The following is a 14,665-nucleotide window of genomic DNA, read 5'->3' as shown; positions in this document are numbered from 1 at the left end:
ATGACGGAAGAGCCCCAGCAGGAAAAGGGCATCACCAGCGGCACAGATACCGGGGGCGGAACGGCGCTGTTCGTACGCCGCCCGATCCTGGCCTTCGTGCTGAACGCGTTGATCGTGATCGCGGGGCTGGCCGGTCTCTTTGCGGTCGAGGTGCGGGAACTGCCCGACGTCGACCGTCCGGTGATCACCGTCACCACCACCTTTACCGGTGCCTCGCCAGATACTGTCGATCAGGAACTGACCGGGCGGATCGAGGGCGCGGTGGGCCGGGTTTCGGGCGTCAAGTCGATGTCGTCGAACTCGCGCTACGGGCGCAGCCGGGTGACGCTGGAATTCAATGACAACGTCGACCTCGACGTGGCGGCCTCGGACACGCGGGATGCGATTGCGCGGATCGCCGGGGAACTGCCGGAGGACGCCGACGAACCGCGGATCGTCAAGGCGGATGCGAATGCCGACCCGGTGATGCGGATCGCCATCACCTCGACCCGGCGCGCGCCGCAGGAACTGACCAAGATCGTGACCGACCAGATCGAGGACCGGATGATCTCGGTTCCCGGGGTGGCGGACCTTCAGATCTACGGCGACCGGGATCCGGTGTTCCGGATAGACATCGACCAGCTGGAACTCGCAAGCCGGGGGCTGAACCTGGCCGACCTGCAAAGGGCGCTCTCCGGGGCCTCGTTCGACGTGCCATCGGGCGACCTGCAGGGCGACAGCCAGTCGATCAGCGTGCGCACGACAGCCAACATCATCACCCCAGAGGCGTTCGAGGCGCTGAAGATCGGCGATGACGTGCTGCTGAGCGACGTGGCACGGGTCTCGCTCGGGCCCGCGCCGAACGAAACGATCCTGCGGGCCAATGGTGTCACCGGCATCGGCATTGGTGTGATCCGGCAGGCGACGTCCAACACGCTCGATATCTCCAAGTCCATCCGCAAGGTGGTGGATCAGCTGAACCAGTCGCTGCCCGATGACATCGACGTCTTCGTGACCTCCGACGATGCGCGCTTTATCCAGGGGGCCATCGACGAGGTGGTCAAATCGCTGGCGCTGGCCGTGGTCATAGTCGTGTTGGTGATCTTCGTCTTCCTGCGCGACATCCGCGCGACGCTGATCCCTTCGCTGACGCTGCCGGTGGCGCTGATCGGGACGGTTGCGGCGGTCTACATCGTCGGGTTTTCAATCAACGTGCTGACGCTGCTGGCGCTGGTGCTGGCGACCGGCATGGTGGTGGACGACGCCATCGTGGTGCTGGAGAACATCGTGCGGCACCGGGCGCATGGCATCGGCCCGCGTGCAGCTGCGGTGCTGGGCACGCGGCAGGTGGTCTTTGCCGTGGTGACGACGACGGCGACGCTGGCGGCGGTTTTCGTGCCCCTGTCGTTCCTGCCGGGTCAGGCGGGCGGGTTGTTCCGCGAATTTGGGTTCACGCTGGCGATCTCGGTCATGCTGTCCTCGGTGGTGGCGCTGACGCTGGCGCCGATGCTGGCGAGCCGCCTGCTGACCGCCGCACCGCCGGGTCCGGATGCGCGTGGCCCGATGATCTGGCTGGGGAACCGGCTGGGCGCTTGTTATGCATGGTTGCTGCGCGGTGCGCTGGCCGCGCCGATGGTGGTGGTGGTGATCGCCGCGCTGTTCGCGCTGACCGCCGTGATGGCGACGAGCGGGATCAAGCAGGAGCTGACCCCGCGCGAGGACCGCGCCGTCATCCTGTTGCGGGTGACCGCGCCGGTGGGTGTGTCGCTGGATTATACCACCAGCAAGATGCGCGAGATCGAGGACGTGGTCGCACCGCTGCGCGAGACCGGGGAGATCGTCAACGTGCTGTCGATCACCGGCTGGGGTGCGGGCAATGCCGGGTTCATGGTCATGACGCTCTCGCCCTGGGAAGACCGGACGCGCAGCCAGGACGACATCGTGAACGAGCTGCGGGGGCGTCTGCGCAATGTGGTGGGCGTCTTTGCCTTCCCGATCCAGCCGAACTCGCTGGGTATCCGTGGGGCGGGCCGTGGCCTGAGCTTCGCGGTCACCGGGCCCAGCTATGCCCAGATCGCGGGCGTGGGCGAGCGCCTGGTCGCCAAGATGCGTGAGGACCCGCGGTTCGGTGAGGTCAACCTCGGCTACGAGACGACGCAGCCGCAGCTCTTCGTCGAGATCGACCGGCAGCGTGCCTCGGACCTCGGGATCGACATCTCGGGGCTGGGACAGGCGTTGCAGGCGCTGCTCGACACCCGTTCGGTGGGCGAGGTCTTTGTCGACGGCACCAGCCATGACATCCAGATGCTTTCGACCACGGATCCGGTGAATGACCCCGGCGACCTCGAGAGCATCTTCGTGCCCTCGACGGACGGTCAGATGGTGCCGATGGCGAGCTTCGTCAGGCTGGAAGAGCGTGCTGTCGCCCCCAACCTCAACCGGGAGGGCAAGCAGCGCTCGGTCGATATCGGGGCTTCGCTGTCCGACGAGATGTCGCTGGGCGCGGCGATGGCAGAAGTTGAACGCCTTTCGGAGGGTATCCTCGGGCCCGAGAACCGGGTGCTGCCGCTGGCCGAGGCTGCCGCGCTGAACCAGACTTCCTCGGGGCTGGCGCTGGTCTTCGGCTTTGCCATTGCCGTCGTGCTGCTGGTTCTTGCCGCCCAGTTCGAGAGCTTCATTTCGGCGCTGGTGGTGATGGCCACGGTGCCCCTCGGGCTGGCCTGCGCCGTCTTCGCGCTGCTGTTCGCGGGCATGAGCCTGAACGTGTACTCGCAGATCGGTCTCGTGATGCTGGTCGGGATCATGGCCAAGAACGGGATCCTGATCGTCGAGTTCGCGGATCAGTTGCGCGATGCCGGGGAGTCGGTGCGCGATGCCATCTACGATGCGAGCACGATCCGCCTGCGCCCGGTGATGATGACGATGGTCTCGACCGTTCTGGGGGGCGTGCCGCTGATCCTGTCGACCGGCGCGGGCGCCGAGGCGCGTGCCGCGCTGGGATGGGTCGTTGTTGGCGGGCTGGGCCTTGCCACGCTGTCGACCCTGTTCCTGACTCCGGTGGCCTACCTGCTGCTGGCGGGCTTGTCGAAGCCGCGACGGGCCGAAGAGGAACGTCTGAAGACGGAACTGCGAGAGGCCAAGCCGATCTGATCCCGCTGCGCGCGGTTCAGGTGGTGGGGATGGTCAGGACCAGCCCCGTGCCTTGGCGGCGCAGCGGAGAGAGGGACAGCGCCATGCCGTGCCTCTGGGCAAGGTCCATGGCGATGGCAAGGCCAAGCCCGCTGCCCTCGGCGACGGTGCGGCCCTTTTTCAGCCGGACGGTGCGCTTGCGGGCGAGGGCAAATTCGGCCTCGGTCATCCCGGGGCCGGTGTCGTGTATCTCGATCCGCACCGAGGTCGCCGTTTTGCGCGTTCCGATCAGGACACCGCCCTGCGTGGTGTACTTGATCGCGTTCGAGACGAGGTTCGACAGGATCCGCGTCAGCGCCAGCGCGTCGACGCTGGCGTCGAGACGCGAGGGCACCAGCCGGAGCGAAAGGCCCTTTGCGATGGCGTCCGGGCGGAACATTTCCTCGACCGCTTGCAGAATGTCCTGCAGCGCGATCCGTTCAAGCCGCTCGGCTGCCGGGGCGGTCTTGGTCGCTGCCTGCGGCATCGGGCGGAGCTGCTGCGCGATCAGGGTTTCGAGGTAGGAGAAGGCGGCCTCGACCTGCTGGACCTCTCCGGGGCTGCCGGGGCGGGTGCCGTTCAGATCCGATACGCTCTGACGCAGGGCAAGGAGCGGCTGACGCAGGTCGTGGACGACGTTCTGGATTTGCTCGTCGCGGGATTTGGACAGTTCCACCGCGAGTTCGTGCCGCTCCTGCAACTCGGTCAGGCGTCGGTTGAGGTCGAGCCGGTGCCTGGTGGCGTCCAGCGTCTGTTCCAGCGCGACCTGCCGGGACTGGCGCAGCTGATTGTAGCGGTCCGCAATGGCGAGCCCCATCATCAGCGCATCCATCACCATGACAAAGCGCATGCTGTCGTGAACGGTGTCCTGCGATATCTCGATCCCGACCACGTGGCGCAGGTTCATCAGGGCGCTGGAGAGGACTACGCCCAGCCATGCGAGGAGGTAGAAGCGGACCTCTCGGTATCCCGAGAAGTACGAGACGAGCCCGGCCCCGGTGAACACGAGGAAAGCGCAGAGCGACATCATGATCAGCAGCTTCTTGAGCAACTGTGGATCGGTGAAGTAGAGCGCGGCGTCGAGCCCGAGGGTCAGGAGGATGACCCCGAGCAGGACCTTGTCGGCGACCGGATGGCGGCGCCGCGTCTTGAGGAAGATGCGGGCGTAGACCGCGCCCGAGACGATCAGCGCGCTGCCGACAAAGACGGATGCGTTGGCGTTGAACGCGGGGAACCTTGGCCAGAACACCTGAAACGCGATGCCGTCCTCGTGCATGATGAAGAGCAGCGCTGCCCCGGCGTAGGCGCAGTAGGCGAGGAAGACGGGGTGTCGAAACACCACAAGCGAGGCGAAGGCTACGGTGATCAGGAGGATCATCATGCCGTAGAAGAAGAAGTTCCGCGCGGTCTTTCGCGCGATGATCTGATCGTAGCTCTCCTTGGTCTCGATCGAGAAATCGAGCTGGGACGAGCCGCCGGACCAGTAATTGATGAAGAGCGTCGCGGTGGTTCCCGGCGCAAAGGTCATCGGGGCGGCGAGCTCGGGGCTGTCGAGCGGGCGATCGGAAAAGGGGCTGTTCTGTTCAAGGTCGATCAGCGTGATCGGGTCGCCGGTCTCGGGCACGAGGAAGGCGCGGTAGACCTGAAAGAAATTCTCGTGGGTGTAGAGGATCCACTCGGCGTCTTGGGCGGTCGCGTTTCTCAGGCAGATCCGCAGCCAGATGCGCGCCGGGGTATAGCCAAAGTCAGGGCGGCTGCCTTCCACCGGGCGGAACGCCTTCGCACCCGGGCCGGTGACGTCCGCCAAGGTCATGGCCCAGTCGGGGTCGTCCTGCGCCTGTATCCAGCCCGTCATCTCCGGCGTCTTGGCCGGTCCGTCGAGCGTGAGCGGCGCGCAGTCGAGGGTCTGGGCCGCAAGGGGGGAGGCCAATGAGCATAATAGCAGGAGCAGGGCGCCGAGCACGGAAAGACTTGCCATCATTCCCCGGCGATGGATCCTTGCGCCATGACCATCCGACTGCTTCTTGCTGACGATCACCCGCTGAGCCTTGCCGGTCTCGCCGCCTGCCTTGAGCTGGCCGAGGGTGTCGAGGTGGTCGCGCGGGTCGAGAACGGGATCAAGGCCATCTCCCTGATCAAGACGCTGGCCCCGGATGTGGCCGTGCTCGACATGACGATGCCGGGCGCCTCCGGTCTTGAAGTGGTGCTGGAAGCCCGCCGCTGGTCGGGCGCAACCCGCTTTGCGGTGGTCACCGGGGTCGGCAGCCCGAGCGTTCTGCAGGAGATCCGGCGCGCGAGGGTCGAGGGTATCCTGCTCAAGACCGCTTCGGCCGAGGAGATCCGCGATGGTATCCTCCGCGTTGCGGCGGGCGAGACGGTGATTGCGCCGGCGGTGGAGCAGATCCTGCAGGCGGCGGAACAGGCCAACACGCTGACGGCGCGCGAGGTTCAGGTCCTGCAGGCTATCGCGCGGGGCATGACCAACCATGCCGCCTCCGAGCTGCTGGGGATCAGCGCCAAGACCATCGACACTCACCGCACCAACCTGATGCGCAAGCTGGGCGTGCGGTCTACGGCGACGTTGCTGGTGCGGGCGATGCGCGACGGATTGATCGACGTAAGCGATATCGACTGACCCTTGTTCCACAAGCCCTGCGGGCCGATCGAGCGGCCACGTTCGCACCCTGCGGATAGTGGTCGGGCACGCGCGCTTTGTAAATTGGGGTGATCACCTGATTGCCGCAAAACCGGCATGGCCTTAGTTTACCTTACGTCGCCTTTTAGGGCGCTCAATAGTTTTTTCATTTTTAACAAGGGATTGGTGAGATGGGCTACAGGGCCGAAATGAGCGCGTATCTCGCGACGCTGGACGAGACGATCTACAACATCGGCACTCTCGGCGCCAAGCTGAACGACTTCTCGGAGAGCATAGATACTGCCGCGGAAGTGGTCGATACCATCGATGACATCGGGGACTACGCCGAGAAGGCGCACGAAGCCATCGACGATCAACTGACGGTCCTGAAGCTGTCGAAACAGGCGGGCCCGCTCAAGTTGCCCTCGCAGGTCTACGAGAAGGTGCTGAAGGCGGTCCTGCCGGTGGTGGAGAACATCGAGGAGGCTGTGGGCTTTCTCAACGGCGACACCGAGGACGCGCAGGGCAACAAGAAGGACGGCGAGTTCCTGTCGGACCTCAATGACGCGCTGGAGCAGGCGAGCGGTGCCATCGGCGGGGTGGCCGACGACCTCGAGGAGACCGCGCTCAAGATCCGCGAGACGCAGGTGAGCGTGGCGGAGATGCTGACGGCCCTGAACCACGCGAATTACTCCGAGTTCAGCGCGCTCAAGGCCTCGGTCTCGGCCCAGTTCGAAGGGCGGAACGCCGCGGTGGGCGACCTTGCCGATCTGTTCAACACGGCGCTTGGAAAGGTCAACGACATCCTCGCCATCTTTTCGGATGCAAAGTTCGAACTGGTCAACGAGGACTTCGGAGAGTTCGCGGAGGTATCGGACCTGATCGACAAGATCGCCGAGCCGCTGAGCCTCGTCGCCTCGGTCCTGAAACCGGTCGAGGGGCTGCAGGATGCAGCGGGCGCGCTGGTCGACATCGTGCTGGGCCCGATCTTTGACTACGTGACCGAGGCTTTGGGGGTGGACGCCCTGCTGGACGGGATCGCCGACCAGATCAAGGCGCTGCTGCCGGACGTCGATTTCCTCGATCCCCTGATCGAGGAGGTGGATGCCCTGTTGGCTGACCTCGAAAGCTTCATCGACGGGAGCTTCGGGATCGACGACCTGACGCTGGAGATCGACGAACGGCTGTTCGGCCTGACCCTTGGCAACGCGCTCCTCGGGCCGACGGGTTTCGGCACCGATGCCTCGGAAACGCTGAACGGGGACGGGGGTGACGACATTCTCGACGGACGCGGCGGCGATGACATCATCCGGGGCAACGCAGGCAACGACATCATCATCGCGGGCGAGGGTAACGACGTGGCGGACGGCGGCGAGGGCACCGACATGGTGTATTTCGACGGCTACTTTCAGGAATACGAACTGGTCCGCGACGCAGACGGCCACGTGGTCGTCACCCACATGAAACCGCAGGACGGAGCGCAGGACGAGGGGTCTACCACATTGATCGACGTGGAACACGTGGTCTTCCGCAATATCGAGTTCACCGGCGAGGAACTGGAGAACGCCGAGATTGGCGGCTCGGTGCTGGAGGGCACCTCGGGCGACGACCTGATGTTCCTGAACACCACCGGCACGCCGAACGAGGACGACCAGCACGTTGCCAGGGGGTTTGGCGGCAATGACCGGATCTTTGGCAGCACCGGCGATGACGAGTTGAACGGTGGCAGCGGCAACGATGTTCTGCTGCCGGGGTATGGCGTGGACGAGGTGAATGGCGATGGCGGCATCGACAGCTACCAGATCCTCGAAGGGAACTCTTCGAGCCCCGTGCGCCTCTACCTCTACGACGGCGTCTCCTACAACAGCGAGGGGACGGACACGCTCAGCAGCATCGAGAATGTCATTGTCCAGAGCACCGGCGACAACCTGCTGTATGGCGATGCGCGCGACAACATCATCATCTCGGTCACGGGAGACGACGTGATTGCCGGTCTCGGCGGCGATGACGTGCTCAATGCGGGGGCCGGGCGGGATTTCATCGTGACCGGGGATGGCAACGATAATGTGCTTGCGGGGGACGAGAACGACTACATCATTGCGGATTCCACCACGGTCGCGGGTGAGAACGACACCTATGACGGCGGGCGCGGGCGGGACATCCTGTCGTACTCCAGCGATCTGAACATCGTCTCCGAGGTCTATTACGCGGACGGAAACCAGCGCAATGCGTTGAACGCGGCCTTTGCACTGGCGACGGGCAGCACCGGCTCGCTGGTGATCGACGCCGCCACGGGGCGGATCGACAAGCTTGACGGCTCGGGCGAGGTGGTGGCCACCGATACCGCTGTGAACATCGAGACCTTCGTGGGGTCCGATGCGGCCGACGTGATCTACGGGGCCTATGGCGGCTATTCGAACCCGGTCACCGTGCACGGCGCCGGGGGCGCGGACCTGATCTATTCGGGGGCGGCCGGGGCGGTCTTTGGCGGTGGCGGCGATGACATGATCCATGCCACCCGGTCCGAGGACGGGCGCGCGGGGAATACGATCTTCGACGGCGGCGGGGGCGTCGATACGCTCGACGTGACCGGGTTCGGCGACGTGCAGTGGTGGTTCAACCTCGAAGGCTCGATCAGTCGGAGCATCCGCGCGTTCAGCGAGGATTATGCCGGATATCTGCGCAGCGGCGGGTCGCTGTTCTCGTTCAATGTAGAGAACGTCGAGGAGTTCATCCTTGGGAATGGCGACAACCTGATCGACAACCGGCCCGGGGGATCGGAGCAGCGGATCTTCCGGACCGGCAATGGCGACGACGAGATGACGACCAACGGCGGCTTCGTAACGTTCTACGCCGGAGGTGGCGACGACGTCGCGAAGATGGACGAAAGCGGCATCGTCTATGGCGGTGCGGGCGATGACACCATCACCTTTGACGACACCGCGAGTGAGAACGAGGCCTGGGGCGGGCAGGGCAACGATGTCGTCATCCTTGAACGCAGCAAGGGGATGGCTGCGGGCGGCAACGGGTACGACCGGCTTGCCTTTGATCTGGAGGACAGCGCGGGCAACGACTACGGCTGGGTCCGCGTCGACCTCGCTGCCGGAACCGCCGTGATGGTCGAGAAGTCGATCCACTCCGCCTTTGAGAGCGAGAAGGTGAATGCCGCCATCGCCGGTTTCGAGGAGGTCGTCGGCTCGGAGTTCGGCGACACCCTGCTTGGGAGCTCGCGCGGCGAGGCCTTCGTCGGTCGCGAGGGCGACGACCTGCTGGACGGGCGTGGCGGCGGGGATCGGCTGTTTGGCGGTGAGGGCAACGATACCCTGCAGGGCGGTGGTGGCGACGACCGGCTGCACGGCGGATTGGGCAACGACATGCTGCAGGGGGGCAGCGGGAGCGACACGGCCGTCTACAACCACGCCGCACCGGATGGGCTTGATGCCGTACTGGCGGCCTCGGGGTTCGGCGGGATCGAGGCCGACCTTGCCGAGGGTCGGGTTACCGGCGGCTTTGGCACCGATATCCTGCAATCCATCGAGAACGTGGTGGGCACGCTTTCGTCCGATACCCTCTATGGCGACCGGAAGGCCAATGTCCTGAGCGGTGATGCCGGCGACGACTTGCTGGCCGGGCGCGGGGGTGATGACATCCTGTTGCTGGGCAGTGGCGTGGACACGGCGATGGGCGGACAGGGCGGAGACGATATCGTCCTTGGCGCGGGGACCAAGACGGTGGCGGGCGGCGCCGGGCAGGACCGGATGATCTTTGGGTCCGAAAGCGGCAAGATCACCCTTGATTTCGCGGCGGGCACCTATGCGGGGACGCTGAAGGTTGCCACAGCTGTCTGGCAGGACACTGGCACCTCCGAGTCGCGAGTCTACGGCGGCATCGCCCTTACACCGCAGGAGGTCAAGGAAACCTCGGCCGCCTTCGCCAACAGCGCCGATGACATGCTGCGCACCCTGCCCGAGGCAGGAGACGTAGAGGCGGCGGCGTTCAGGATCAAGGACGTGTTCAAGGGAACGGCGGCAAGCGGCAGCTTTGCCGGGATCGAGACCGTGGTCGGGGGTGGCGCGGCGGTGCGGCTGCTGCTCTCGGACGGTATCGACCGTTACGATGGCCGGTCCTCACTTAACGACACCGTGGACCTGTCGGATTACAGCGACGGCTTCCGCTTCAACCTCGCGACTGGGGACAGCGACCTTGCCGTTGCACAGAGCGACCGGCTTCGCGGCATCGAGGGGGTCATCGGGGGGACTGGCGCGGACAAGATTGCCGGAGACGCGGGTGACAACCGCCTGACCGGGCGCGCCGGGGCCGACACCTTGCTGGGGCAGGAGGGCGATGACGCCCTTGCGGGAGGCAAAGGCAACGACAGGGTGTTCGGCGGGACCGGGAATGACGTCCTGAAGGGCGATGACGGCAATGACCGGCTGGCCGGCGGCGAGGGCAACGACACGCTGAATGGCGGCGCGCACAAGGACACGCTGCTTGGCGGCGACGGGGCGGACCGGCTGATTGGCGGTGACGGAGCGGATACGCTCAAGGGAGAGGCCGGGCGTGATCTGCTGGAGGGCGGACGCGGTCGCGATCTGTTGTGGGGCGGTGACGGGCGCGACACCTTCCGGTTCCGGCAGGGAGCGGACACGGATGTGATCCGGGACTTCGAGAACAACCGAGACCAGATCGACCTGCGCAGCTGGGGCTTTGCCGACGTGGAGGAGGCGCTGGATCACGCAGAGGCCGCCAATGGCGACGTGATCTTCGAGTTCGGCGGGGGCGATGTGCTGGTGGTGCGCAACGTTCGTCTGGGCGCGCTGTCGGACGACATACTCGTCTGAGGTGATCCCGGAACGCGGGCGGCTATTGCAGGCCGGGAGGCGCGTATTTCAGCAGGACGGGCACCACCAGTTCCTCCTCGTCCACGAGGTGTCGGTCGAGCAGCGGAACGGTGGCGTCCAGAGCGACCTTGAAGCCAGCGCAGAGATCGGTGAAGCCCCTGCCGCCCTGCGGCTGGTTCAGCACGCCGTTGGCCGCGTCCGCGAAGCGATGCAGAAGCGCGTCGATCTCGTGGTGATCGGCATCGAGCAGGTGAAACCCGCGCGAGACCCGGGCGTCGAGCCCTTCGAGCAGCGGGAAGTAGTGGTGATCTTCGATCTGGTGGTGGCCGTGGAGTTCGTTCACGAAGGCGCCACCCCGGTTGGCGAGGCTGCGGGCGTAGGCGAAGGGCTCCATGCCGTTGTCGAGCACGGTTTCGACGTCGCGCTGCATCTGCCCGAGAAGCTGGCGGAAGCCGATGTGACGGGCGAGCCAAAAGCGGATCAGACCCGAGAAGTTCGGGTCCGTGTCCCATGCCTCACGCGGGAATTCCTTGACGAGGACGCGTAGCGCGTCGGGCAGGGCGTTCCGCGCGGCAAGGCTCAGGTCTTCTTCTGCCATTGGGGCCTTTTCGGTGCTCTCGCGCTGTCGCATGCGGTGATGTCCCCGGATCCGGCCGGATCAGTCCACCGGCCGCGTCGGATCCTTGCCGTTGGGATAGACGAGCCCTGCCGAGATCACCAGCTTGGCCGCGTCCTCAAGGCTCATCTCCAGCTCGATCACGTCCTCCTCGGGGAAGAACAGCAGGAATCCCGAGGTCGGGTTCGGTGTGGTCGGGACAAAGATGCTCATCAGGCGCCCGCCGGTTTCGGCACGCTCCGAGATCTCGCCCTTGGCCACGGTCGAGACAAAGCCGACGGCCCAGATACCCTTGCGCGGGTATTGCACGAGGCAGGCCTTTTCAAACGACCGCTCGGTCTGGGCAAAGACGGTTTCGGAGATCTGCTTGATGCCCGAGTAGATCGAACGCACCACGGGCATCCGGTCGACAAGGCTTTCGGCCGAGCGGATCAGCGAGCGACCGATGATTCCCTTAGCGATCCAGCCGACGATCACGGTGAAGACCAGGAAGATGATCACCCCGACGCCGCGCAGGTTGATCCCGATATACTGCTCGGGCCGGAACTGATGCGGCACGAAGGGCAGCACGAATCCGTCGATCCATCCGATCACGGTCCACAGCAGCCAGATGGTCAGCGCCACGGGGGCAATTACCACCAGCCCGGTCAGGAAAGAGGCACGGAGGCCTCCGAACCGCCCAGGGCGGCGATTGGGTTCTTCATCAAAGGGGGTGTTCATCGCTGCTCCGCCAAATCCCAAAGCAAGGTAGGGAGTTTGAGGCGGAGCTACAATGGGCGACGCCGTTAAGATTTCAGGGATTGAGCCTGTTTGTTCAGCGCCTTGGCAATCTCGGCGGCCAGCCGGGCGTTGTTTCGCACCAGCGCGATGTTGGCGGTCAGCGAACGCCCTTCGGTGGCCTCGAAAATGCGTTGCAGAAGGAAGGGCGTAACGGCCTTGCCGGCGATGCCCTGGGCATCGGCATCGGCTTGGGCGGCGGCGATGACAGGTGCCAGATCAGGGGCGGGAATCTCGTCGCTGGCCGGGATCGGGTTGGCGACAAGCTGACCGCCGGGCAGGCCCATGGCACCGCGCAGCAGGTGGGCGCGGGCGATGGTTTCGGCGTCGTCCATGCGCAGCGGCGCCGGGTGCGGCGAGGTCGCCGACCAGAAGGCGGGGAAGCTGTCCTGACCAACCGCGATGACCGGCACACCGAGGGTTTCCAGCACTTCGAGCGTCTTGGGTACGTCGAGGATGGCCTTGGCCCCGGCCGCCACGACGGTGACGGGGGTCTGGGCCAGTTCGTGCAGGTCGGCAGAGATGTCGAAGCTTTCTTCTGCGCCCTTGTGCACGCCGCCGATGCCGCCGGTTGCGAACACCCGGATCCCAGCGAGATGTGCGGCGATCATGGTTGCCGCGACGGTGGTCGCCCCGGTGCCGCCCCGGGCGAGGCAGGCTGCGAAATCCGCGCGCGACAGCTTGGCGACGCCCTGCGCCTGTCCGAGGCTGGCAAGCTGGTCGGCTTCCAGACCGACATGCAGCGTGCCGTTCAGCACGGCAATGGTGGCCGGAACCGCGCCTGCGGCGCGGATGTCCTCCTCGACCTGTGCCGCCACCTCGATGTTCTGGGGGTAGGGCATGCCGTGGGTGATGATTGTGCTCTCCAGCGCCACGATGGCAGATCCATCGGCACGGGCGGCGGCAACTTCGGCGGAATAGGTGATGTCGATCTTTGTCACAGCGGTGTTTCTCCGGAAACGTAGCGAGCCGCCGAGAGCAGGGCGCGGTCGAGCGCCTCGTCGCGGCTCGCCCCGGCGCGTTCCGAGGCGATGTGGGCGGCCATGAAGGTATCGCCTGCACCGGTGACGCGGGTCACCAGCACCTTGGGCGGTTCCTGGGTGAGAAGGCGGGCGGCGTCGGCCTCGGTGGCGGCGCGGCCACCATCGGTCACCAGCACACGTGCGGCCCCGCGTTCCAGAAGGGCAGTCGCCGCCGCCTCGGTATCGGTGAACTCGCGCTGGCAGAGCAGGCCCGCCTCTTCGAGGTTCACGTAGAGCGTGGCGCGGCCGTGGGTCAGGAAGGGCTGAAGCCGCTCCGCCTTGCCGGGCGAGGCCGGTGCAACGCGCAGGTCGGCGCGGGCAAAGGCGGGCGAGCGGGCGATGATTTCCAGCAGCGACTTGGTCAGGTTGCCGTCGAGGGCCACCGACCCGTCATAGGGCGCGGCCTCGCTCCCGAGTGTGCCCGAGGACAGGGGGCGCAGGATCTTGTCGCCTGCCGCCTCCAGCGAGTGGGCATCGGCGATGGCCGCGATCAGCCCGTTGGCACCCTCGACAGCCATGTAGCGGTCTGTCGGCAGGTCTTCGGAGCGATAGACATGCGTGGTGTCCATTCCGAGCTCCCGGCAGGCATCGACCAGTTCGTTGCCCTCGGGGTCGCGCCCGATGGCGGTCAGCAGCACGGGACGAAGGCCGAAACGGGCGAGCGTCATCGCGATGTTCATAGCGACGCCACCCGGCAGGCGGGTGATGCGGCCCGGCACGTCGGAGCCCTGCCGCATATGGCTGGCGGAACGGCCGATGACGTCCCAGAGGACGCTGCCGATGCAGAGAATGTCTTTGGAGCTGGCGCGGGTCATGGCAGCGGTTCTGGCCGGAAATGGAGACCTTGGCAAGCGGGCGTGTCCTGATCGTCGTTCGGCAGGGCCGCAGCAGCTATGAGACCAGGGCCTGGAAAGCAAAATGCCCCGCCGGAGGGGGCGGGGCATGACAATCGGGTCGGACCTGTGCTCAGCCCTTGCTGGGGAGCGGGCCGATCAGCATGATCATCTGGCGGCCTTCCATCTTGGGGAAGTTCTCGACCTTGCCGATTTCCTTGGTGTCCTCGGCGACGCGCTCGAGCAGCTCGCGCCCGAGGTTCTGGTGCGCCATCTCGCGGCCACGGAACCGCAGGGTGACCTTCACCTTGTCGCCGTTCTCGAGGAACTTGACCACGTTACGCATCTTGACCTCGTAGTCGTGCGTATCGGTGTTCGGCCGGAACTTGACCTCTTTGATCTCGATGATCTTCTGTTTCTTGCGCGCTTCGGCTTCGCGTTTCTGCGTCTCGTACTTGAACTTGCCGAAGTCCATGATCTTGCAGACAGGCGGGGTCGCATTGGGCGAAATCTCGACCAGATCGAGGCCGGCCTCTTCGGCCAGTTCGAGCGCCTTGGCCGGGTGGACAACACCGATGTTTTCGCCATCGGCGCCAATCAGGCGGATTTCGGAAGCGCGGATCTTTTCGTTTACGCGCGGGCCGGTATCGCGGGTCGGCGGCGCGTTGTGAGGTCTGCGGGCTATGGAATCGTTCCTTTGATCGTTGAATTTACGAAGTCGCAAAGTAACTTCGCGGGCGGGTTGATTCAAGGCGGAATTCCGGGGAAATCCTTGAAATCTCTCTTATGACGTG

At 65.4% G+C, this 14,665-nt stretch carries 9 protein-coding genes; 3 read left to right on the top strand and 6 right to left on the bottom strand.

All coding sequences use genetic code 11. From position 1 onward, the window contains the following. Nucleotides 1–3,129 (top strand): efflux RND transporter permease subunit, encoded by a 3,129-nt coding sequence (locus DDT93_RS04815; RefSeq protein WP_109464631.1) that lies wholly within the window; start codon nt 1–3, stop codon nt 3,127–3,129. Between the two features lie 16 nt (nt 3,130–3,145). Here DDT93_RS04815 and DDT93_RS04810 read toward each other — a convergent pair whose 3' ends face one another. Continuing rightward, nucleotides 3,146–5,125, bottom strand: coding sequence for a sensor histidine kinase (locus tag DDT93_RS04810; RefSeq protein WP_198654763.1), 1,980 nt, complete (start codon nt 5,123–5,125; stop codon nt 3,146–3,148). A gap of 27 nt (nt 5,126–5,152) precedes the next feature. On the opposite strand from DDT93_RS04810, the gene DDT93_RS04805 reads away from it, so the two are divergent. Next, nucleotides 5,153–5,782, top strand: a complete 630-nt coding sequence (locus tag DDT93_RS04805; protein ID WP_198654762.1) for a response regulator — start codon at nt 5,153–5,155, stop codon at nt 5,780–5,782. A 209-nt stretch (nt 5,783–5,991) separates the two neighbouring features. Beyond that, the gene (locus DDT93_RS04800) at nt 5,992–10,623 is read left to right on the top strand and encodes a calcium-binding protein (protein WP_157960099.1); all 4,632 of its coding nucleotides are present in this window, start codon (nt 5,992–5,994) and stop codon (nt 10,621–10,623) included. A 22-nt stretch (nt 10,624–10,645) separates the two neighbouring features. Here the strand turns inward: DDT93_RS04800 and DDT93_RS04795 are convergent, their stop codons facing one another. The 5 genes from DDT93_RS04795 to infC all read right to left on the bottom strand — a co-directional run bounded on the left by DDT93_RS04795 (nt 10,646) and on the right by infC (nt 14,595). Next, nucleotides 10,646–11,221: a hemerythrin domain-containing protein gene (locus tag DDT93_RS04795; RefSeq protein WP_109464627.1), complete on the bottom strand. Its 576-nt coding sequence runs from the start codon at nt 11,219–11,221 to the stop codon at nt 10,646–10,648. Nucleotides 11,222–11,281: 60 nt separating this feature from the next. After that, nucleotides 11,282–11,959: a DUF502 domain-containing protein gene (locus tag DDT93_RS04790; protein WP_109464626.1), complete on the bottom strand. Its 678-nt coding sequence runs from the start codon at nt 11,957–11,959 to the stop codon at nt 11,282–11,284. Between the two features lie 65 nt (nt 11,960–12,024). After that, nucleotides 12,025–12,957 (bottom strand): pseudouridine-5'-phosphate glycosidase, encoded by a 933-nt coding sequence (locus tag DDT93_RS04785; protein WP_232825366.1) that lies wholly within the window; start codon nt 12,955–12,957, stop codon nt 12,025–12,027. Then, entirely contained in the window at nt 12,954–13,853 is a 900-nt protein-coding gene (locus DDT93_RS04780; RefSeq protein WP_109464625.1) for a PfkB family carbohydrate kinase, read from the bottom strand. Before DDT93_RS04780 ends, DDT93_RS04785 begins: the two co-directional genes overlap by 4 nt. A gap of 151 nt (nt 13,854–14,004) precedes the next feature. Then, complete coding sequence (infC, locus tag DDT93_RS04775) at nt 14,005–14,595, bottom strand: translation initiation factor IF-3 (protein ID WP_332872682.1); 591 nt, start codon at nt 14,593–14,595, stop codon at nt 14,005–14,007. Nucleotides 14,596–14,665: the final 70 nt, after the last annotated feature.

Source organism: Albibacillus kandeliae (genome assembly GCF_003116585.1).
In the GTDB taxonomy this organism is placed as follows: Bacteria; Pseudomonadota; Alphaproteobacteria; order Rhodobacterales; family Rhodobacteraceae; genus Albibacillus; species Albibacillus kandeliae.
Note: the sequence above shows the minus strand (reverse complement) of the source record. Positions and strands in the feature narration are given on the sequence as shown.

What these genes read in the sequence shown, in the direction of transcription:
- DDT93_RS04815 (WP_109464631.1), top strand. Translation starts at nt 1, where the DNA reads ATGACGGAAGAGCCCCAGCAGGAAAAGGGCATCACCAGCGGCACAGAT.
- DDT93_RS04810 (WP_198654763.1), bottom strand. Translation starts at nt 5,125, where the DNA reads ATGGCAAGTCTTTCCGTGCTCGGCGCCCTGCTCCTGCTATTATGCTCA.
- DDT93_RS04805 (WP_198654762.1), top strand. Translation starts at nt 5,153, where the DNA reads ATGACCATCCGACTGCTTCTTGCTGACGATCACCCGCTGAGCCTTGCC.
- DDT93_RS04800 (WP_157960099.1), top strand. Translation starts at nt 5,992, where the DNA reads ATGAGCGCGTATCTCGCGACGCTGGACGAGACGATCTACAACATCGGC.
- DDT93_RS04795 (WP_109464627.1), bottom strand. Translation starts at nt 11,221, where the DNA reads ATGGCAGAAGAAGACCTGAGCCTTGCCGCGCGGAACGCCCTGCCCGAC.
- DDT93_RS04790 (WP_109464626.1), bottom strand. Translation starts at nt 11,959, where the DNA reads ATGAACACCCCCTTTGATGAAGAACCCAATCGCCGCCCTGGGCGGTTC.
- DDT93_RS04780 (WP_109464625.1), bottom strand. Translation starts at nt 13,853, where the DNA reads ATGACCCGCGCCAGCTCCAAAGACATTCTCTGCATCGGCAGCGTCCTC.